Source organism: Sphingobacterium gobiense, from assembly GCF_002980575.1.
Taxonomy (GTDB): domain Bacteria; phylum Bacteroidota; class Bacteroidia; order Sphingobacteriales; family Sphingobacteriaceae; genus Sphingobacterium; species Sphingobacterium gobiense.
On sequence record NZ_PVBS01000002.1, the window covers coordinates 288,751 to 309,881 of the forward strand.

Annotated in this window: 16 protein-coding genes; 13 read left to right on the top strand and 3 right to left on the bottom strand. The window is 42.0% G+C overall.

From position 1 onward, the window contains the following. Positions 1-9 precede the first annotated feature (9 nt). From C5749_RS10420 to flxY, 8 genes are all read left to right on the top strand, one after another. A complete protein-coding gene (locus C5749_RS10420; RefSeq protein WP_181151347.1) occupies positions 10-747 on the top strand; it encodes a polysaccharide deacetylase family protein in 738 nt (245 codons plus the stop codon). Then, complete coding sequence (gene lolA2, locus C5749_RS10425) at positions 737-1,363, top strand: flexirubin biosynthesis/transport protein LolA2 (protein ID WP_181151349.1); 627 nt, start codon at positions 737-739, stop codon at positions 1,361-1,363. The genes C5749_RS10420 and lolA2 overlap by 11 nt, the downstream gene beginning before the upstream one ends. Beyond that, a complete protein-coding gene (lolB2, locus tag C5749_RS10430; RefSeq protein WP_105725796.1) occupies positions 1,341-1,970 on the top strand; it encodes a flexirubin biosynthesis protein LolB2 in 630 nt (209 codons plus the stop codon). Before lolA2 ends, lolB2 begins: the two co-directional genes overlap by 23 nt. 10 nt (positions 1,971-1,980) lie before the next feature. Next, positions 1,981-2,358: an ApeI family dehydratase gene (locus C5749_RS10435; RefSeq protein WP_219847962.1), complete on the top strand. Its 378-nt coding sequence runs from the start codon at positions 1,981-1,983 to the stop codon at positions 2,356-2,358. Positions 2,359-2,480: 122 nt separating this feature from the next. Further along, positions 2,481-3,665, top strand: a complete 1,185-nt coding sequence (locus tag C5749_RS10440; protein ID WP_105725798.1) for a DUF2062 domain-containing protein — start codon at positions 2,481-2,483, stop codon at positions 3,663-3,665. Beyond that, the gene (locus tag C5749_RS10445) at positions 3,665-7,315 is read left to right on the top strand and encodes an MMPL family transporter (RefSeq protein WP_105725800.1); all 3,651 of its coding nucleotides are present in this window, start codon (positions 3,665-3,667) and stop codon (positions 7,313-7,315) included. Before C5749_RS10440 ends, C5749_RS10445 begins: the two co-directional genes overlap by 1 nt. Continuing rightward, a complete protein-coding gene (locus C5749_RS10450) occupies positions 7,312-8,832 on the top strand; it encodes a phytoene desaturase family protein (protein ID WP_105725802.1) in 1,521 nt (506 codons plus the stop codon). Before C5749_RS10445 ends, C5749_RS10450 begins: the two co-directional genes overlap by 4 nt. Before the next feature lie 39 nt (positions 8,833-8,871). Continuing rightward, positions 8,872-10,146 carry a flexirubin biosynthesis putative acyl-CoA ligase FlxY gene (gene flxY / locus C5749_RS10455; protein WP_105725804.1) on the top strand — a complete coding sequence of 425 codons (1,275 nt, stop codon included), beginning with the start codon at positions 8,872-8,874 and terminating at the stop codon, positions 10,144-10,146. 418 nt (positions 10,147-10,564) lie between these two features. On the opposite strand, the gene C5749_RS10460 is transcribed toward flxY, so the two are convergent. Continuing rightward, complete coding sequence (locus C5749_RS10460; RefSeq protein WP_105725806.1) at positions 10,565-13,441, bottom strand: DEAD/DEAH box helicase; 2,877 nt, start codon at positions 13,439-13,441, stop codon at positions 10,565-10,567. Between the two features lie 426 nt (positions 13,442-13,867). Continuing rightward, positions 13,868-14,665 carry a diaminopimelate epimerase gene (dapF, locus tag C5749_RS10465; protein ID WP_105725808.1) on the bottom strand — a complete coding sequence of 266 codons (798 nt, stop codon included), beginning with the start codon at positions 14,663-14,665 and terminating at the stop codon, positions 13,868-13,870. A 283-nt stretch (positions 14,666-14,948) separates the two neighbouring features. Here dapF and C5749_RS10470 point away from each other — a divergent pair, with 283 nt between their 5' ends. The 5 genes from C5749_RS10470 to C5749_RS10490 all read left to right on the top strand — a co-directional run bounded on the left by C5749_RS10470 (position 14,949) and on the right by C5749_RS10490 (position 18,912). After that, positions 14,949-16,487, top strand: a complete 1,539-nt coding sequence (locus tag C5749_RS10470; protein ID WP_181151352.1) for a Do family serine endopeptidase — start codon at positions 14,949-14,951, stop codon at positions 16,485-16,487. 78 nt (positions 16,488-16,565) lie between these two features. Then, entirely contained in the window at positions 16,566-17,003 is a 438-nt protein-coding gene (locus tag C5749_RS10475) for a low molecular weight protein-tyrosine-phosphatase (protein WP_105725812.1), read from the top strand. A gap of 20 nt (positions 17,004-17,023) precedes the next feature. After that, positions 17,024-17,374 (top strand): hypothetical protein, encoded by a 351-nt coding sequence (locus tag C5749_RS10480; RefSeq protein WP_105725814.1) that lies wholly within the window; start codon positions 17,024-17,026, stop codon positions 17,372-17,374. 9 nt (positions 17,375-17,383) lie between these two features. Further along, complete coding sequence (locus C5749_RS10485) at positions 17,384-18,148, top strand: peptidylprolyl isomerase (protein ID WP_181151354.1); 765 nt, start codon at positions 17,384-17,386, stop codon at positions 18,146-18,148. After that, positions 18,148-18,912 carry an exodeoxyribonuclease III gene (locus C5749_RS10490; protein ID WP_105725818.1) on the top strand — a complete coding sequence of 255 codons (765 nt, stop codon included), beginning with the start codon at positions 18,148-18,150 and terminating at the stop codon, positions 18,910-18,912. The genes C5749_RS10485 and C5749_RS10490 overlap by 1 nt, the downstream gene beginning before the upstream one ends. Positions 18,913-18,937: 25 nt before the next feature. On the opposite strand, the gene C5749_RS10495 is transcribed toward C5749_RS10490, so the two are convergent. Further along, a complete protein-coding gene (locus C5749_RS10495) occupies positions 18,938-21,046 on the bottom strand; it encodes an ATP-binding response regulator (protein ID WP_105725820.1) in 2,109 nt (702 codons plus the stop codon). Positions 21,047-21,131: the final 85 nt, after the last annotated feature.

Here is a 21,131-nt window from a genome sequence, read left to right on the forward strand (position 1 = left end):
TCGTTTCTTGTGGCAGGATGCATCGCCCTGCTCATCGGCATTTTTGGTGGCTCTTTTGCCTGGTTCTTTGCTATTTTGCTTTTGGCAGCAGGAATGACGGCGTGGGGCGCATTTGATATTCGTTTGGGATATTTTGCGCATGCTTTTTTCCGGAAGAAATATCATGCGGAAGGACGGATTGCCCTAACTTTTGACGATGGACCTTCTCCTCATACGGCGGAAGTTTTACGATTATTGAAAGCTTATCAGTTTAAAGCTACTTTTTTCTGTATCGGAAAACAGGTGTTGGCGCATCCCGATATGGCTAAACAGATTATAGACGAAGGACATGTTATCGGGAATCATACGTACTCGCATCGTCAAAGTTTTGGTTTTTTAAAAGAAAAGGACGTTGTTACGGAGCTGGAACGATGCAATGTGATTATCCAACAATCGGTGGGGAAAAAACCTAAATTCTTTCGCCCTCCTTTTGGCGTGACTAATCCATCGGTAGCCAAAGCAGTCCAACATACGAAACAGCAGATTATCGGGTGGAGCAACCGCTCGCTGGATACGGTAACGTGGGAAGAGGACAAAATATATCAACGGGTATGTAAGAAGCTGAAACCAGGAGATATTATACTTTTCCACGACACCTCACAACGCACCGTAAATGTCCTAAAGCGGTTGTTGCCTTACTTGCAGAAAAACGGATACATATCGGTTTCTGTAGATGATTTGTTAAATTTGCATGCGTATGAACAATAAACTGCTTTATTTTTTGATTTTTTTGTTGCCTTATTGTGCATGGGCACAGACGAGGGAGATGACGGCGAACGAGCGGGCCAGTTTTCAAAAATCCTTGCAGAAACTTGTGGAAATCAAGACGATATCAGCAGATTTTGTACAGTACAAACATCTTAGTTTTATGAAAAAACCGGTGGAATCTTCTGGGAAACTGTATTTAGAACATCCGGATAAACTTAGCTGGGCATATACAGCTCCTTTTCAGTACAAAATGGTGTTTAAAGACAGTAAGATTTTTATCGATGATCAAGGAAAGAAACAGACGATTGATATCGGAAACAACAAGCAATTTGAAAAAATAAGTACGTTGGTTTCGTCTAGTATGCGGGGCGGCCAATACGATGAAAAAGAATTTGCGGTTTCCTATTTAAAGCGTGGTGAAGCCGATATGGTGCGTTTGACACCAAAGTTAGCTGGCGCGAAAAAGTATATTAAGGAGATTGTCCTGTTATTTTCACCGGCGAATAAATACGTAGAAGAGGTAAAACTTGTCGAGCCCTCTAACGACTATACACGTTTTGTTATCAAGAATAGAAAAGTAAATGCAACGATTGATGATTCGATTTTTAATCTGTAGTTTTTTCCTGTTAGTCTTTTTTGTTTCCTGTGGCACATATCAATATCCAAATGCTTCTGGGATACGAGAATCAGCACCAAAGGAATTAAATAATTATTATATCGATACTGCTCAGACTTTCGTGTATCGGGCGAAGTTAGATGCTTTTAAGAAGCATATTAATGGAAGCTTGTTAGTGAAAACTTTAGCGCGTAATGAACATCGTGTTGCATTGATAAGTGACTTCGGGCAAACGTTGTTTGATGTCACGATATCGCCTAGTGAGCATAAATTGCACTATACCATGCATGATTTAAATAAACGAATGGTTGTGAAGGAAATCGTCAACATATTCCGTACGATGACAGAACAACGTCATGCCACATCGGCTGTGATGTTTGCAAATCAACAGCATTATTATCCGGTATATGTAGTTGACAACTGTTATTATGTGGTAAAAGAACGCAGGGTGGAACGCATCCAACAGGTTAAAAGAGCTAAAGAACATTTAACTATTCTGTATGGTGAATGGAGCGAAGAAGATATACCGACAAGGATAGTGGCTGAACATAAAAAGTTTCCTTTAACAATAGATCTTACATTGGATGTAGATCAATCTACCTTTTAAAACGAGTGATATGACCTTGTTGCCAGATTTCTATCACGTAGCGAATATCACGTCTCGATCAAATAATATACATATTGCTGAGGTACATTTGAACCCTGTTCACGCGATCTTTGAGGGCCATTTTCCCGGTAATCCGGTTGCTCCGGGAGTGTGTATGATGCAGATATTGAAAGAGTTGATGGAAGAAATCGAGCAAAAAGAACTGTTTTTAGTATACGCTTCGAATGTAAAGTTCACTGCTTTGATCAATCCCAATGAAAATCCGATTTTGCAGTTTGCGCTTGAAATCTCGTATGATGACCAGGAGCAGGTGAAAGTAAAGAGTACGACGACCTTTGGCGATATAGTAGCGTTGAAACTGTCAGTAGTATATAAGTTGATTTCATGATTTTTTGGCGTTCGAGCCTCAACGATTGCCTTTTTCCCTTAAAAGTTAATGGAGGGTTCATGCAATTGTATTATCCCATTCTTAAAAAATCAGTATTTTTGTAGAGACGGTTTGCGTAAAAAATGGTTGAACACGAGACGATAGCAGGAGAAATAGAACGTTTGGGCATTGTTGTTATTATACCGACGTATAATAATGAAAAAACCTTAAAACGGGTATTGGATGGTGTGCTCCTATACACCGCCGATGTTATTGTGGTCAACGACGGGTCTACTGATACCACGCCAACGATCTTAAAGCAATATCCACAAATAGAAGTTATCACATCAGCGCGCAATCAAGGAAAAGGGATGGCGCTGCGAAGGGGAATAAAGTGGGCGAGAGCTCGACATTTCCAGTATGCGATTACTATTGATTCCGACGGCCAGCACTATCCGTCTGATATTCCAGCGTTTGTGGACGCTATTGCTCAAGCGAGCCATCCGATATTGCTGATTGGAAGCCGTAACATGGATCAGGATGCTGTACCGCGGAAGAGCAGTTTTGGCAACAAATTCTCGAATTTTTGGTATTGGTTTGAAACCGGAATTAAGCTGACTGATACGCAATCGGGATTCCGGGCATACCCCTTACGAGTAATACCCCAAAAATACTATACCCGCAAGTTTGAATTTGAGATTGAAATCATCGTCCGTGCGGCTTGGCGTGGCGTTGACGTTCAGAATATTCCTATTCAAGTATTGTACGATCCGCAGGAACGTGTATCCCATTTTCGTCCATTTAAAGATTTTACACGCATCAGCATTTTAAACACGGTGTTGGTTTTTTTGACGTTTTTCTATATCCTGCCACGTAATTTTTTTTGGAGTTTCAAAAAAAAAAGATGGTCTGACTTCGTGAAGGAAAATATATTGGGAAGTACCGACTCCCCGCTAAAGAAAGCCCTATCTATCGGTTTAGGCGTTTTTATGGGTATTGCGCCTTTTTGGGGATTTCAGACGGCGATTACGATTACGCTAGCGGTTTTCCTGCGCTTGAACAAGGTACTTGCTTTCATTTCTTCCAATATTAGCTTCGCTCCACTCATTCCATTGGTGATATATGCTTCTTTAGTAGTGGGCAGCCTAGCGTATCCGTCTTCAACTACTGTTCAGCTTGATGGCGTTTCATTGGAAACCGTTCAATCACATATTTGGCAATACATTATAGGCAGTTTTATACTTGCTAGTGCAATGGCAGTGTTGATTGGTTCTTTCAGCTACTTTTTTATCAAACTATATCGGCAAAAGCCTGTTTCTGCTCAATAATGGAGAAGATTTTCTATCATATCTATGTTTGGGTACAGCGCAATAAGCCCCTTGCCACTGTCGTGGCATTATTGTTTCTGACAAGCTGTGGGCTGCTAGCTTCCAAGCTGCGTTTTGAAGAAGATATCACCCAAATTATTCCCAAAAACGAGCGGACAGATAAATTTTCAAAAGTACTAAGCCAAATTAATTTCGCCGACAAAATAGCGGTTTTGATCGAAAAGAACGGAGAGACCCAAGCAAGCGCCTTAACGGCAGCTGCGGATGCATTTCTCGATTCTATTAAAACGGATAGCCTATATATTCGTGAAGTTACGGGCAGGATTGAACAGGAAGAGATGGAAGGTGTGTATGATTTTGTCTATCAAAATCTACCACTTTTTTTAGATGCAGGAGATTATCGGACGATAACCGAGCGGTTACAACCGGATTCTATTTCGGAGCGGGTATTGCAAAATTACCGTACGTTAATTTCGCCTACCGGTCTTGTTATGCGAAGCTTTATCCAAAAAGATCCTTTGGGGTTGGCGCTAATAGGTTTGCAGAAGATGCAGCAGCATACGGTGGGTGAAGATTTTATGCTTTACGACGGGTTTATAACGACTACAGATACAAGCCAATTGTTACTTTTTCTGGACCCGACTTTTCAAGGCGCGGATACGGAGCATAATACCTTGCTCGTAGAACACCTTTATCGTTTGCAAGCGCGATTACAGCAACATGCTGAACAGAAAGTCACGATTTCTTATTACGGAGCGGCTTTTATTGCGGTGGCGAATGCCAAACAGATAAAGATAGACATTTTAACAACGGTACTGATTTCGATGTCCGTACTCATGCTGCTACTTATCCTTTTCTATCGCAGGATATACATTCCCCTACTGGTCTTTATACCTACTGTTTTCGCTGCTTTGTTTGGAATGGCCTGCCTTTACCTTTATAAACCCGTTATCTCAGCCATATCGCTTAGTGTCGCAGCGGTTTTAATTGGTATTACCATCGATTACACTTTACATATACTGACCCATTATAAAAAATCAGGAGATGTGCGAGAGCTTTACCGTGAACTGACCCGGCCATTGTTGATGAGCGGCGCGACTACTGCGGTCGTATTTTTGTGCCTATTGTTTGTAAATGCAGAAGCATTAGTGGATTTAGGTATTTTTGCATCGATAAGCATTTTTGTCTCCGCTGTTTTTACGTTACTTATTGTTCCACACCTTTATCGCCCCAAGCGGGAACTTCGACATCATACGGTGCTGGACAAATTGGCCGCATTTCCGTTTGAGCGGAGCAAGATATTGATTACTATTTGTCTCGTGCTTTTGGTTATCAGCTGTTTTACTAGCGAACGAGTAGGCTATAACAATAATCTTGCTGATCTAAATTTTGTACCGACAGCTTTGCGGCAGGTGGAGCATAAATTGGATAAGCTCACGAATGCATCTTCGAAATCAATTTATTTAGTATCTACTGGAAACAGCTTTGAAGACGCAGCACAAAAAAGCGATCGTTTAATGTCGTATCTACATGAGGCGAAAGCCAGAAAAGAAATTGTGGATTACCAGGGGCTACCGATCATTCCCTTATCAACAACTTTACAGCAAGAGAAGATTGGCGCATGGAATACGTTTTGGGAGAATCAACACTCGGATAAGCTGATCTTCCGCCTACAAAAGGAAGGAGAAAAATATGGTTTTGAAGCGGAAACGCACGCCGATTTTTACGCGTTATTAAAGGAAAGACGGGAACCATTAGCATGGCATGATCTCCAATCGCAACGCGCGTTGCGATTATCGGATTTTGTGGCGGAGCGTGATGGCTTCTTTACCGTCTCGATTTTGGTGAAACTGGATGACGCTGGGCGTGAAAATTTCGTCCGGGCTATGGGTGCGAAGCCAGACGTCTTCGTTGTTGACCGGCAACAGCTGAACGAAACCTTTTTAGGGCAGTTGCGCGCTGATTTCAACCGTTTGGTGAGCTATTCGTTTTTTGCGGTACTTTTTATACTGTGGGTGTTTTTCCGTCGCATAGAGTTGGTTTTATTGAGTGCGATCCCGATCGGTCTTACCGGATTGGTCACCGCAGGGCTCATGGGTTTTTTCGGATTAGAGCTTAATATATTTAGTGCCATCGTGTGTACCTTGGTTTTTGGACATGGGGTGGATTTTAGCATATTTATGACAGCCGCCTTGCAAAAACAATATAGCACAGGCAAGGACACCTTGCAAACGTATCGCACATCGATATTGCTGGCTGTATTGACTACGGTGCTGGCCATTGGCGCACTGGTTTTTGCTAAACACCCCGCGTTGTTATCCATTGCAGCCGTTTCGCTGATTGGTGTGTTTGCCGCCGTCATCATTACCTTCGTATTCTATCCGATTTTGTTCTATTTCTTTATTTCAAATCGTGCGAAGCAAGGAAAATCTCCCTTTACAATAACCATCCTTCTATTGTCTTTGTTGTTTTTTGCTTATTATGGCTTGGGGAGTTTATTGGTTTCTTTTTTCGGACGCGTGTTATTGGCTGTTTTCCCGCTACCGAAAGAAAAGAAAGACACACTTTTTAGGAAGACAATGGCTGCATTTATGAAGTCCGTGCTATATCTTCATCCGCAAACAAGACATCAGACGATAAATTTGCATGGCGAAACATTCGATAAACCCGCCATTATTATTGCCAACCATAGTTCTTTTCTCGACACGTTATCGCTCGGTATGCTTGTTCCAAAAGGCATTTTTCTCGTAAACGATTGGGTCTGGAATTCCCCTATTTTCGGACGGGCAGTAAAAGCATTAGGTTTTTATCCCGTTAGTCAAGGGTTGGAAAACGGAATAGCTATACTTCGAGAGAAAGTGGCGCAAGGTTATTCGCTGATTGTGTTTCCGGAAGGCTCCCGTTCCTACGATAACGTTATAAAGCGTTTTCATAAGGGTGCGTTTTATCTTGCGGAACAGTTGCAGCTGGATATCCTACCAATCTATCTTTTGGGGAATGGCGATGTGTTGCCCAAAGGCGATGTGCTTATTTTTGGAGGTGCCATGACACAGGTTATCGGAGAGCGCATTCGTATCGAGGACCCCGCTTTTGGTGAGGGGTATCTGGAGCGTACCAAGCGGGTGATGCGGCACTTTCGAAAAACGTATAGCGGGTATCGGCGACAAGAGGAAGACATGCTGTATTTTCGAGCGAAAATACAGCTTGCCTATTATTATAAAGATGAAGATATCGTGGCGGATGTCAAGAAAAACCTAGCGCAAGGTCTCCGCTATTACCACGAGCTGAATCTATACCTCGGTGAGAAGGTTCACGTCGCACATTTATCGGACACCTACGGCGAATTTGACTATCTTTTGTCCTTACAAAGTGGGAGCCGGAAGATGGTGGGCATCATCAACAATGCCGAGAAGCGTGCGGTAGCGGAAAGTATTTACTGGAGAAAACACCGCCAAGTACGCTTTGCTTCAGAATTGAATGTTTCTTGTCCAATACTGGTTATCCATCCGTCCGTTGAATTCAGTTGCGTACCGAGTTCATTTTTGGAGGGCTTTCAAGAAATCTATATCTTTGAGAGAGCGCAGCCATTACTGACCTTAGGATGGAAGGAAGAGGAGTTGACTGCCACCCTAATTTGCTATACTAAATGACCGAAGGAACACGTAAACAATACGATGTCGTTATCGTGGGTAGCGGACTGGGCGGCTTGGTATCGGCAGTTATACTGGCAAAGGAAGGGCTACGTGTTTGCGTGTTGGAAAAAAACAATCAGTTTGGAGGGAATTTGCAGACGTTTTCCCGCAATAAGAAAGTGTTTGATACGGGGGTGCATTATATTGGAGGTCTGGGGGAAGGGCAGAATTTACACCGTTATTTTTCCTATGTGGGGATTATGCCCCATCTTCGGCTAGAACCTATGCCTGCAGTTTTCGATCAGATTTGTTTTGGTGACGATAAAATCTGTTACCCTATTGCACAGGGCTATGATGCCTTTGTTGATTGTTTGTCTGCGTATTTCCCGGCCGAACGTTCAGCATTGACAACGTATGTGGCTGATCTGCAATATACTTGTAGAGCTTTCCCATTATATTATGCGGAAGATGGAGAGGGGTATGCGTCGGAAGTTATTAGCCTAAGTGTTAAGGATTATTTTACAGGGTTAACGGACAATGAACGTTTGCGTGCGGTATTGATTGGGAATAATTTTTTATACGCTGGCGAAGATGATACGACGCCTTTTTATGTGCATGCACTTGCTGTAAATTCCTATATCCAAAGTGCTTACAAATGTATACTCGGCGGTAGTCAAATCAGTAAACTCCTTATTCGTGAACTGCGTAATTTAGGGGGGGAGGCATACAAACGTGAAGAAGTGGTGAAACTGGAAATCGAGGACGGAAAGGTCTGCAGTGCAACAACAGACAACGACCGCCAGGTGAGGGGCGATCTGTTTATTATGAACGTTGACCCGAAAAGGGCGCTGCAACTGGTCGGAAAAGAACATTTTCGAAAGGCCTTTTATGACCGTATCCAAGCATTACCCGTTACAACATCTTCGTTTAGTTTGCATGGCATTTTGCAACCAGCGAAGGTAAGGTACGAAGGCCACAACATGTACTGGCACCAAAATGCGCATTCCGTTTGGCACGCAACGACATATAAAAAAAGTGACTGGGCAAATATGTTTATGCTGTCTATGACGGAGGATCCGCGACATCCAGGTTATGCGGACACCTTTACCGTGCTAACGTATATGCATTTTGAGGAGGTGGATGCTTGGGAAGGTACGCTGAATACGGCAGTTCATCCGGGAGACAGAGGACCGGCGTATGAAACATTTAAAGCCGCTAAAACGGAGCAATTGTTGGCGAAGGTGAAGCCCTGTTTTCCAGACTTGGTGGACGCCGTCAATCGAACGTATGTATCGACTCCCTTATCGTACCGGGATTATATTGGCACGTATCGGGGTAATCTGTATGGCCATATAAAAGATGCCAGTAAACCCCTGGAGACATTTATTCCACCGAAAACGAAAATAGAAAACTTGTACTTAACAGGACATGGTATATATATGCACGGTATTTTAGGAGTAACGATAGGGGCCATAGCGACCTGTTCCGAAATATTGGGAAAATCGTATTTATTGGAGAAGATTCGTCGAGCGTGATTTTGCATAAGAGCCGTACTTTGTACTAAATACTAAAACATGGAGAAACAATCATCTCAGGAAATTAAGGCTTATCAAGAAGAGCTTTTGCGAAGGCAATTGGTTTATTTGCGCGAACACTCGCCATACTATAAACAATTATTTGAAAAGCAGGGTATCGACATCGATATGATTGAGACTATAGCAGATTTAGTGCATATACCTACCACAAGCAAAGACGACATTCAAGCGCATAATGAGGATTTTTTCTGTGTCGGACGCGAGGAGATTATAGACTACTGTTCTACATCGGGAACGTTAGGCAAGCCGGTAACGTTTGGACTTACGGAAAAAGACTTGGAGCGTTTAGCGTATAATGAGATGCGTTCATTTCAGACAATTGGTGTAAAACCGGGCGATGTGGTCCAATTGATGACCACGATGGACAGGCGGTTTATGGCTGGCCTAGCGTACTTTCTCGGTCTACGGAAGCTTGGAGCAGGGATTTTGCGTGTGGGATCGGGAATTCCACAATTACAATGGGATGTTATTTTACAGCATAAACCTCGATTTCTGATTGCCGTACCGTCTTTTTTATTAAAGCTGATTGAATATGCCGAACAACATGATATCGATTATCGCAACGCGGGTATAGAGGCGGTGTTGTGTATAGGAGAGTCTTTACGGGACGCCTCTCTAAACGATTCCGTACTCACGAGACGTATACGTGAAAAGTGGCCATTGAAACTGTATTCCACGTATGCATCTACAGAAATGGGAGCGGCGTTCACCGAATGTGAAGCTTTTCAAGGGGGACATGTTCACGAGGATCTTGTTATCGCCGAAGTATTGGACGAGGATGAACATCCTGTGCCCGACGGTGAAAGCGGCGAGCTCGTCGTCACGACCTTAGGGGTGCAAGGTGTGCCACTGTTGCGATTTAAAACAGGAGACATTGTCCGAAAACACGTTGCTCCTTGTAGTTGTGGACGTAATACCTACCGTATTGGTCCCGTAGAAGGAAGAAAGCAGCAAATGGTAAAATACAAAGGGACAACGCTGTATCCGCCTGCCCTGCACGACCTACTTGCGGGCTTCCCCGAAATTGAACACCACGTCATTGAAATATCCCATAACGACATAGGAACCGATGAAATTGTCATTTATGTCAGTACAAAAGAGTCGACAGCAGAATTTCTGTTGCAGATTAAAGATCATTTTCGGGCAAAACTACGGGTGACACCCCGTGTGGAAAGACGATCGTCGGAAGAGTTACAGCGTATTATTTTTAATCCGCTGAGCCGTAAACCGATTACTTTTATTGATAAGAGGTAGGTTTGTTCTTTTTTTTAGAAAAAAAGGAACCAAAAAAATCGTCACTTCGGATGTTTGACAGGGAGGGTAAGTGCTAAGGATAGGTTTCTACAATTGTCAAAAATCCGTATGTGACATTCAGCGTTAAGGAAGGGGTAGTGCATTGCGTGAATTCTAACTATTTAGCCGTTAATTTTAGGAAGCTACATGTGTGCGTAAATCGTGCGATCCATGATTAATTGCGATGACGCGGGTTGAGACGACATAGCATTGTTCCGCGGCCAGCTTTACGCAGACTATTCCGTAAAAACAGCATGTTGTTTGATCGGAGGGAGTTTCATGCTGTTTAGGAATAGACAAGTAAAGGTAGCGGAACAATGCAAGTCTTGACTTTTTTTTGCTTCGTTTTTTTGTGTCAAGACAAAAAAATGAAGAAAGCTTACCGTAACAACTCCTGTATATCCTCCGTGGATAACGACTTGATGAAGCTTTCTTCGGTGGTAATGAGTGCAGAGGACAACGCTTTCTTTTGACTTTGAAGTGCTATGATCTTTTCCTCTACGGTATCCTTACTAATGAACTTGTAGATAAATACATTTTTTGTTTGTCCAATACGGTGTGAACGGTCGATAGCTTGTTGTTCTACTGCCGGATTCCACCACGGGTCTAAGATAAAGACGTAATCAGCTTCGGTAAGGTTAAGTCCTACACCCCCGGCTTTAATGGAGATTAAGAAGATTTGTGTGTCTTCCCGTTCTTTAAATAGGTTAACCGCTTCCGATCGTTTTTTTGTATTCCCATCCAAATAGGCATAGGCTATTTTTTCGCGTTCGAATACATCGCGGAACAACTGCAAATGCTTTACAAACTGGGAAAAGATAAGTACTTTGTGATGCTCTGCGATGATGGATTGCAACATTTCCATAACCGTGTCAAATTTACCGGAAGAAAAGACTTCATTTTCTTCCACCATGGTGGGGTGGTTCGCTATCTGCCTAAGCTTTGTGAGGCCTTGTAATAGCATAATTTGGTTGCCCTGTCCGTTTCTTTGTAATTGGTTGTCCAACAAAGCATTCCGATATTCTGATTTAATACGTTCGTATAACTTAGTCTGTTCCTCCGTCATTTCACAATAAATAGTCTGCTCTGTTTTAGGGGGAAGTTCTTTTGCTACCTGATCTTTGGTACGACGGAGAATGAAGGGCTTGATGATCGCCTGTAAACGAGCTGCTTTTTCTTCGTCTTTCTTTTTTTCGATAGGCACCACAAACTCTTTCTGAAAATAGCTGTACGAGCCAAGCAAACCAGGATTCGCGAAATGCATTTGCGACCATATATCCGCCACAGAATTTTCTATCGGGGTACCGCTCAATGCCAATTTATACCGACTTTTTAAGCCTTTAATGGCCTTAAATGATTTGGAAGTGGGGTTTTTGATGTGTTGACTTTCATCTAGGATAATGTAGTTGAAGAAAAACTTGCTTAACAGGTCCGCGTCGCTACGCACAATTCCATAAGTTGTTACGACTAAATCAAAGTGGGAAAAACCAAAAGTATCTTTCAATCGATTGGAACCCGTATGGAGATGAATCCGAAGTCCAGGTGCAAATTTTTCTGCTTCTTTCTGCCAGTTGTATAAGAGTGACGTCGGTAGTATCAGAAGGGATGTTTTTGCATGATCTGTTCCTTTTACATGCTCTTTCTGCTGTTGTAGCAAAGCGAGTGTCTGTACGGTTTTTCCTAATCCCATATCGTCAGCAAGGCACCCGCCAAACTTATATTCTTGAAGAAAGTGAAACCAATTATACCCAGCGCGTTGATAAGGACGAAGATCGCCTAGAAATCCTGTTGGGATAGGTGCCTCATTGATACTGTCGAAGTTTAATAATTGTTCCAGCTTGCGATGAAAGGAACGTTCGGTGTGTTCCGATATTTCGTATAATAAGCCAATATGGGTTTTATTTAGCCTTAAGCTATGCTTGTCTGCGGTAAAAAGGAACAAGTGTTCGTACTGGGAAAACCATTCCTCTGGAATAATCGCGATTTCTCCACTCGGCAATGTAAATTCCTTAATCTTATTTAAAATATGCTCCCGTAATGTTATGAACGGAATTTCATAGGGACCAAAATGAGCTACTGCTTGTATGTCAAACCAATCATTCCCCTCTTCAATGGCCATTTCCAATGAAGTTTTACCGATGAAGATACGACGGTCGCCTTTTGCTTGCGTGATGATAAACCCTTTCTCCAAAAGTGCGGACTGGTTTCTATTTAACCACTCAACAATAGATTCCTGTTCTGCGTCGAGTATATAGTTAGCAAATAACAAATCTCTCTTGCGGAGTCCTAGTTCTTCTAGATAGAGTCCTTGTTTCTTCTCCCAGGATAATGAACGTTTTATTCGATGAAAAATATAATAATCTGTTTCCTGGTCGTAAACTAGCCGTACGGTAACAGGGTGATCTGTACTCCCCGAAAATTCATAAGGACCATAAGCAAAAGATAGCTGTAAAAAGGACTGGCCGTTGGGAACGTAGAATAGCTTAACAATGGGGGCCGCATTTTCCTTATGAGTCCTGATGTCAAAACCCTCTGCATAAACATGGTATTTTTCTATCAGCCCGCTCACAAAAGTTTCAAAGTATCGTTTTTCGGTGTTACGTGCCACGCTGATGTAACGTTTGTTCAGAAACGGACTGAGTTTTTTACCATCTATGTCTTGCTCGAAATAATAAAGTGTATTCTCCAGTAGTAACCAGGCTTCTCTATTTATAATAACTTGTGCGCCCTTATACATAAAATCCAGTCGATGACCCTTGTGTTTTAAAGTAGGGAAATAGCGCGTCTCGGTTTCGTTACGACGAAAGTGAAATAGGATAGATGTCGGCTCCCCGGCAATATGTATCTCCTGATCGGCAGGATAACCGTCCTTGCTCATTAAAAAAAGAGGTTTTCCTCGCAATTGATTTAATGCGGTAAGCATCTTTTGTTCGATCTTGGGACGAATCCTGTCATAAATTTTATCATCGAAAACTTTTCCGAAAAAATCGACAGGACGTATGGCTTTTTTGTTGAATATCTTGATAATGTGTGTTTGCTCGATCTCGTCCAGCAATTTAATAAGCTGATAGTCGATTTCGTCCAATGCAGGAGCAAAATCACCAATGGTATTGCTAAAAATACGTTTATAACTCAACGAATAAGATCCATTAGGGTTCAATTGAACGATGTGGGGTTCTATCAGATAACCTAAATAGGGGTGCTGTCCTAAAGAGTATATTAACTTGAATGGTAATTTGCTATCGACCTGTTGCATTAAAAATTCTGGAGCCTTTTAAAAAAGGCTCTAATATAAGGATTTCTCTCTTCTTTTTTCCGTAAAAAAGAAGCAAAACTGAACGAAGTGAGCTCATGGATACCAAAATAAACATGAATCCATAAACCTCGTCGCTTCGGATATTAGAGATAAGGGATAGTACTAAGGATGAGTTTCTAGATACCTCAAATATCCGGATGCCACATTTATGTGTTAAGTAGGGATACTGCACGACGTAATTAAAAGCGATCAAAGGTTGCTTGCAAAGATACGGGCTGAATCGACATAGTATTGTTCCACGGCCAGCTTTTCGCAGGCTATTTCGTTAAAAACAAAATAATGTTTGAACGAAGTGAGTTTTATTTTGTTTAGAAATAGGCAAGAAAAGGTCGAGGAACTATACAAGTCGTGATTTTTGTCCCCTTTTTATCTAGAAAAAGGGGAAAGAAACGTCCCTTTGAATACAAACTGAGCCGGGCCTTTAAGACGTACCTGCGTAAAATGATGTCCATCTTTATGAAAACTAATATACAATTGACCGCCAAGCACACGGATCGGGATTTCTAATTGCCCATCTAAACCGTCATGAAGGGCAATAGCCATAGCAGCGGCGGTAGCTCCCGTGCCGCAAGCGAGCGTTTCATCTTCTACACCACGTTCAAACGTGCGAACGAAATATCCCGCTTCTTCTCGTTCAACGAAATTTACATTGATGCCTTCTTTTTGATAAGTGTCATTATTACGAATGGAAGATCCGATTTGATATACATCCATGTTATGGAGGTCATTTGCCCAAGCGATGTAATGGGGAGAGCCGGTGTTTAAAACGTAAGCGTCTCCATCTCGTGTCACGGAGGATACGTCGATCATCCCCAAATCCACTTGATTTTCATGAATTAGGGCTTCGTGTTTGCCATCCACTGCCAAAAAGACAGTTTTGTCAGCAATGATACCTAAATCGCGTGCAAATGCAACAATGCATCGTCCCCCATTCCCGCACATGCTAGCTTCTCCGCCATCAGCATTGTAATACACCATTTCAAAATCAAAATTTTTATTATCTTGAAGAAGCATTAAACCGTCTGCGCCAATTCCGAACCTTCTGTCGCATAACGATCGGATTAAGTCATCGTTATTACGGTCCAAAAAACCGGTTCTATTGTCGATAAGAATAAAATCGTTGCCTGCACCCTGATATTTTGAAAACTTTATTTTACTATCCATTGTTGATTATTTGATAAGACCTGTGTAATTGCTATATTCAAGGAAAATTATTGATGCATGTTTCATTTTCCGCTAAAAACAATTTATGCTAATGAAAAATTAATATTCTTGTTACAAAGTTAAACAGCATTGTTAAATCATGTTAAAACTAAATACAAACGTCGTCCATTAACATTTTTTAACTGTCAAAACTTCTCAAGCAATTCCTAATGGTATTACATTTGGACAAGCCATAAAACAAAGTAAAAGTAAATATTTTTAAAGATAATAGATAACCATAGCAATGAAGAAAATAGGAATAAGTTTACTAATAGCCGCTGTTGGAGGCGCAGTCGCTATCGGAGGATACAAGCTCTTCGAAAATAAACAAATGGAGAGCATGACCTTCGAAGAACAACAAAAAGTTTATTTTGCAAATAACCCGGGAAATGAAATCATGTCTTCGACAGGCAATCCGGATTTCACGGAAGCTGCGGCAGCCGTATCGCCCGGTGTCGTACATATTAATGTGACGATGACTGCTCGGGGCTCTAGAGGTGGCGGTGCTTCTCCTTTCGATATGTTTGAAGAATTTTTTGGTATGCCGCAACGGCGTCAAGCGCAGCCTCGCCAAGCTAGAGCATCTGGATCTGGCGTATTGATTTCGCCAGATGGTTATATTGTTACAAATAATCATGTGGTAGAAGATGCCGATAAAATCGAAGTAAAATTAACCGACCAGCGTACATATGAGGCGAAAGTCATCGGTAGAGATGCTGACTTCGACTTAGCATTACTTAAGGTAAATGCATCAAAACTGCCTTTCGTTAAATTTGGCGATTCGGATAATGTACGAATTGGCGAATGGGTATTGGCTGTTGGTTATCCCTTGAGCTTGCAGTCTACTGTGACAGCAGGGATTGTGAGTGCTAAGGGTCGTCAAATTGGTATCTTAGGTGAACAAGGCCAAGGATCGCCCTATGGTTACGGACAGCCGCAAGAACCCATCGTGCGTACAGCTGTCGAATCGTTTATTCAAACGGATGCGGTTATTAACAAGGGGAATAGTGGGGGTGCCTTAGTAAATACACGGGGCGAATTGATCGGTATTAATGCTGCTATAGCTTCACCTACAGGTGTTTATGCTGGTTATGGGTTTGCTATTCCTGTCAACCTCGTGAAGAAGATTGTAGACGACTTTAAAGAGTTTGGTACCGTACAACGCGGATATGTTGGTGTAAACTTCCGTGAAGTGGACGCCGCGATTAGAGAAGAGTATAAAATTGATGATATTCACGGTCTCTATGTGTTTGACGTCGTGAAAGACGGCGCAGCAGCTACAGCTGGTATAAAGAAAGGTGACGTGATCACGAAAGTAGAAGGTCGTACAATTTATTCCTCTTCTGACCTACAAGAAAGAGTAGCACGACTGAATCCGGGTGATAAGCTGAAGCTTACTTACAAACGGGACGGGAAAGAGCGTGATGTAACGGTTACCCTAAAGGCTCAAGATACTAAAAAATCAAGTGGCGATGAAGAAGCTAGTGCAAGTGCTACCGAGATATTTAACAAATTAGGTGCAAGCTTTACGCCTGCTTCCGATGCGCAGAAGAAAAAATTCGGCGTAAACTCGGGTGTTGTCATCACCCAGATACATCGTGGAGGCATGTTTGAGTACTTTGGCGTTGAAAAAGGTTTAATCGTCACACATGTAAACGGTAAACCCGTGAATAATGTAGATGATGTGGAAGCTGCGTTAGGTAGTACTAGACGAAATATTGTTCGTATTACCGGTGTTTCAGAAAGTGGAACGGTAGAATTCAACTTCCCTATCCAATACTAATTGAGATAATGATATAGATATAGACGCGTCATCTACCTTCCGGGTAGATGGCGCTTTTTTTAACAAATAGTTTATGAGATGAAGATTTTGATGGTTTGTTTAGGTAATATCTGTCGATCACCACTAGCGCATGGAATAATGCAGCACCTTGTGGAGCAGGAGGGGTTGGATTGGGAAATAGATTCCGCAGGTACCGGCGATTGGCATGTGGGGCAGCAGCCAGATAGACGTTCTATCGCTGTAGCAACGAAGTATGGAGTTGATATAACAAAGCAACGGGCTCAATGCTTCCAACCGGACTTTTTCGAACGCTACGACTACATTTATGTCATGGATAACAACAACTTTCGAGACGTTATGGCGCTGGCAAGAAGCGAAGAAGATATAGCGAAAGTACGTATGTTTTTGTCCCAAGATATCGTGCCGGATCCCTATCTCGATGAAGGTCAGTTTGAACCGGTGTACCAGATGATCGAAAAGCGCTGTCACGAACTTATTCGTGAACTGCGTAAATAATTCCTTACCTTTGTTAGGGTATGAAAGCATCGGAAATTAACAAAAAATGGGCTGAGTTGCAACGCGTTGTCGCAAGCGACTTCGACATGGAACTTCCTGATATCAAGGTTATGCTTTTTCTGATTGGTGTCCAAGAACTAGGAAAGGGCCCGCAGCAATTTTCCAAACGGCAAAAGGAAGAACTTATGCACATCGCTAATTGTCGTTTGTTCAGCGCTATGGGTTTCTATGAACTGAAGGGACTGGACGAAGAGGGGTGGCCACATTGGGATTTAGTGAAGCCTATTCCTAACTATACACTGTTAGAACAGGAAATGATTCTCAAATCATTAATGATAGACTATTTCCAAGATACCTACACCTTATCGTAGCACATATTTATGAAAACAAATTTGAAGAAAATAGGCCTGCTTATATGCAGCATGCTTTTGGTTACGCTAGCTTGGGCGAAGACACCTAAATATCATTATGTATCGATAAAAACCGATAATGGGGACTGTTTATTAAGGCTTTATAACGAAACGCCCAAACACCGGGACAACTTTGTCAAATTGGTTAAAGAAGGATATTATGAAGGATTGATGTTTCATCGGGTTATTCATAATTTTATGGTGCAGGGAGGTGATCCGAATTCACGTTATGCTGCGCAAAAACAGCCACTTGGCGAAGGTGGACCCGATTATAAGATTCCGGCGGAGATTCAAGAAGGCCTTATCCATAAAAAAGGCACGATCGGTGCGGCGCGGGATGACAACCCAGCGAAGCAGTCTTCGGCTTCTCAGTTTTATCTGGTACAAGGGCGCATATTTACATCAGCGGCGTTAGATTCCTTAGAACAGTTTAGATTGAAAGGGAAGAAACTGACCGCTCAACAAAGAGAGGTATATCAAACCATCGGCGGGGCCCCGCATTTAGACGGAAATTACACCGTGTTTGGAGAGTTACTGAATGGGGTGGAAACGATTGATAAGATAGCTGTAGTGGAAACAGACGAACGGGATCGCCCCTTAGAAGACATACGAATGTCTATGAAATTGTTGACCAGAAGAGAGGCCTTGAATCTCGAGCGGGAAATGGAGGGGCTGCCTCCTAAAACGGGCTTTTTAACCAAGGTTCTAGATATTTTTTATTCCAGGTATTATTAATGAAGATTATCACCTATAACGTAAATGGCATACGAGCTGCACTCAAAAAAGATTGGTTAGGCTGGATGAAGGCGGTGAATGCGGATGTCGTGTGTTTGCAGGAAATTAAAGCTACCCAAGATCAGGTCCCCGAAATTCTCCTACTGGAACAGATGGGATATGAGCATTATTGGTATCCGGCACAAAAGAAGGGGTATAGCGGTACGGCTATTTTTACCAAGATTACGCCAAAACATGTGGAATACGGCTGTGGACATGAAGATTATGATTTTGAGGGACGCACTATCCGTGCCGATTTTAACGACGTCTCTGTTATGAGTGTATACTTTCCTTCGGGAACAACAGGCGACATACGACAAGACTTCAAATATCGTTTTTTGGATGATTTTCAGCTGTACAGTGATAAGCTCCTTCAAGAAAGACCAAATTTGGTGATTTCGGGCGATTATAACATATGTCATCGCGCTATTGATATTCATAATCCGAAATCTAACGCGAATAGCTCCGGCTTTTTGCCAGCAGAACGTGAATGGATGGAGAATTTTATCAATTCTGGATACGTGGACTCTTTCCGTCATCTGAACCCCGAGCCACACCACTACACCTGGTGGAGCTATCGCGCAGGGGCGCGAGCAAGAAATCTCGGTTGGCGGATCGACTATAATATGGTGTCCAAGCCATTGGAGGATAGAATCGTCGCTGCGGAGATTATTCCTTCCGCTGTACATTCCGACCACTGTCCCGTATTGCTGGAGCTTCAATAAATCGTTAGGAACACCGAGAAAATGATTACCCGACAATACAGGCTACCAACTGGTGCTCATCCAGCGGTTTGCTTAAAATACAGTCGAACATATATGCTTGATTTTTCTCTACCTCAAGGTGCATGGTGTCTGCGGTGAACGCAAACACTTTAGTCTCCTGCTTTTCGCTATTATTCCGAATTTCCCGGAGTACGTCCCAACCGTCGATCTCAGGCATAGAGATGTCCGTGATTACGGCATCCACTGGATGTTGTTGTATAAACGCTAAAGCATCCGAAGCCTTCTCAAACGTATGCATGTTTGGGAAATCTTTGAAGTAATGTTTTAAATAAAGAATGTTAATGCGGTTGTCATCGATCAGCACCAATTGTAAATCTTTGGGTAGATCGGCTAATGTATACGTTCTAGGCATGGCGTCTTCAATACGCTTTTGCTTAATGGGGACCGATAGGGTAAAGGTAGAACCTTTTCCGACCGTGCTGTCCACCGTAATATCGCCTTGCAATTGTTCCGATAACAATTTAGAAATGTAAAGTCCAAGACCAAAACCTTTAGTTTTACTCTTGTTGTCAGTCATGTAATATTGACGGAAAATCTGAGATTGGTGTTCGGGAGCAATTCCTAGTCCCGTGTCTTTTACTTCAACAAAAAGTGTATCCTTGCTACCTACTTTTCTTGTATAAGCTTTTATGCTTATCGTCCCTTTAGGCGTATATTTTATAGCATTGCTAATCAAGTTGGAGACGATTTGTCGTATCCGGAAGGAGCTGCTATAAATTTCCAGTTTAGGATCAATATCAATTTGCTTCGTTAAGGATAAACTCTTTTTTTGCGCTTGATAGGTATGAAGGTTGATAATGTCTAACAGTAATCGATGTGGGGAGAGGTATTCGTTTTTCACCTCCAATGCGCCTACTTCTAGTTTGCTAAGATTCAAGATATCGTTTACCGTGCTATTGATGACGGATATTTCATGTGCTGCTGAATCGAGGTATTCCGGCTGGATCATATCCTTGCTGCCGTTCTTCCGCAGGATATCGATAATGCCCATAAGTGAATTTATAGGCGATCGTACTTCATGACTTATGTTGGCTAAAACACTCGTCTTTTCTTCTGCGACTTTTGCCGCATAGTCTTTTTCTTCTTCTAGTCTCTTTTCGTATGTAGTGGCTTTGGATTGATAGTAAAGAATAAACAGAATCATGAACAACATGACAGATAAGGAGACGATAAGCTGATTTCCGAGTCGCTTGGAATTTTCTTTGTAGATAATTAAATCTCTTGCCTCCGCTTCGCGTACAGCCGCTCGTTCAAGTTCTCTAATATTATCAACACCGATTTTTAAATTGTTCAACAGAAAATAATTCGCTTGGATGAGCGCTCTTTCTTTTTGTCTCAATGCGGTGAAATTTCGCCGTAAATTACGCAGGCTTCTATTGTATATCGTCTCATTCTGGACAATGAGGTTCTCGACGTTCCGTTGTAAGACATCAATTTGCTGAACATTGAATTGTTGTGTGGTATTAGCTAATAGCGTATCGTTCTTGGCGTTGAAAATACGATTGAACAGGTTCTGTTTTTTTCGTACTACCGTATCTATTTCGTTAAGCGCTGTGTCATTTAAGATTTTACTAATCGCCGAATCTGCGGATATATAATGTGGCGTAGTTACCCGTTGGGTCTGTGAAGTCAATATCGGAAGAGAATCCTGCGCCATGAATACAAGATCGTCAATTGTCTTTTTAAGTGTTGCAAATTCACCCGCAAGCAGGTCTCTTTTTTGAATGTCCGTGTTGCTCTGTTGTAATAAATTGTTTGCGTTAGGAAGTGTCGATAGCGAATCAATATAATATTTAATAGTGTCGAGCTTAATTCGATATTCCTCGTAGGTGTTTTGGTTGAAATCTACGGTATATTGCCGGAAAAGATTGTCCGCTTCTCCGTAGACGGAGAACAAGCGATAGAATGCAGACGATTGTTGTAAGCCTAAAGCGTATGCGGCGTCTAAACGCTCCTTTACTTTCTGATAGGCTATATACTGATAAATAAAGACAATACTGAGGTATGCGAAAATGGCGATAATTGTACCTATAAGTACTTTTCGCAGTAAAAATGTTTTCTTGCTTTTTGGCACGGCTAGTTGATTTAGTTTGAAATTTAACCGTTAAATTTCTCGGAAACAATTAGTTGATGATGATCAAAGATAATTAAAATGGCAA

Coding starts and splice junctions, on each gene's coding strand:
- lolA2 (WP_181151349.1), top strand. CDS start 737: ATGAACAATAAACTGCTTTATTTTTTGATTTTTTTGTTGCCTTATTGT.
- lolB2 (WP_105725796.1), top strand. CDS start 1,341: ATGATTCGATTTTTAATCTGTAGTTTTTTCCTGTTAGTCTTTTTTGTT.
- C5749_RS10435 (WP_219847962.1), top strand. CDS start 1,981: ATGACCTTGTTGCCAGATTTCTATCACGTAGCGAATATCACGTCTCGA.
- C5749_RS10440 (WP_105725798.1), top strand. CDS start 2,481: ATGGTTGAACACGAGACGATAGCAGGAGAAATAGAACGTTTGGGCATT.
- C5749_RS10445 (WP_105725800.1), top strand. CDS start 3,665: ATGGAGAAGATTTTCTATCATATCTATGTTTGGGTACAGCGCAATAAG.
- C5749_RS10450 (WP_105725802.1), top strand. CDS start 7,312: ATGACCGAAGGAACACGTAAACAATACGATGTCGTTATCGTGGGTAGC.
- flxY (WP_105725804.1), top strand. CDS start 8,872: ATGGAGAAACAATCATCTCAGGAAATTAAGGCTTATCAAGAAGAGCTT.
- C5749_RS10460 (WP_105725806.1), bottom strand. CDS start 13,441: ATGCAACAGGTCGATAGCAAATTACCATTCAAGTTAATATACTCTTTA.
- dapF (WP_105725808.1), bottom strand. CDS start 14,665: ATGGATAGTAAAATAAAGTTTTCAAAATATCAGGGTGCAGGCAACGAT.
- C5749_RS10470 (WP_181151352.1), top strand. CDS start 14,949: ATGAAGAAAATAGGAATAAGTTTACTAATAGCCGCTGTTGGAGGCGCA.
- C5749_RS10475 (WP_105725812.1), top strand. CDS start 16,566: ATGAAGATTTTGATGGTTTGTTTAGGTAATATCTGTCGATCACCACTA.
- C5749_RS10480 (WP_105725814.1), top strand. CDS start 17,024: ATGAAAGCATCGGAAATTAACAAAAAATGGGCTGAGTTGCAACGCGTT.
- C5749_RS10485 (WP_181151354.1), top strand. CDS start 17,384: ATGAAAACAAATTTGAAGAAAATAGGCCTGCTTATATGCAGCATGCTT.
- C5749_RS10490 (WP_105725818.1), top strand. CDS start 18,148: ATGAAGATTATCACCTATAACGTAAATGGCATACGAGCTGCACTCAAA.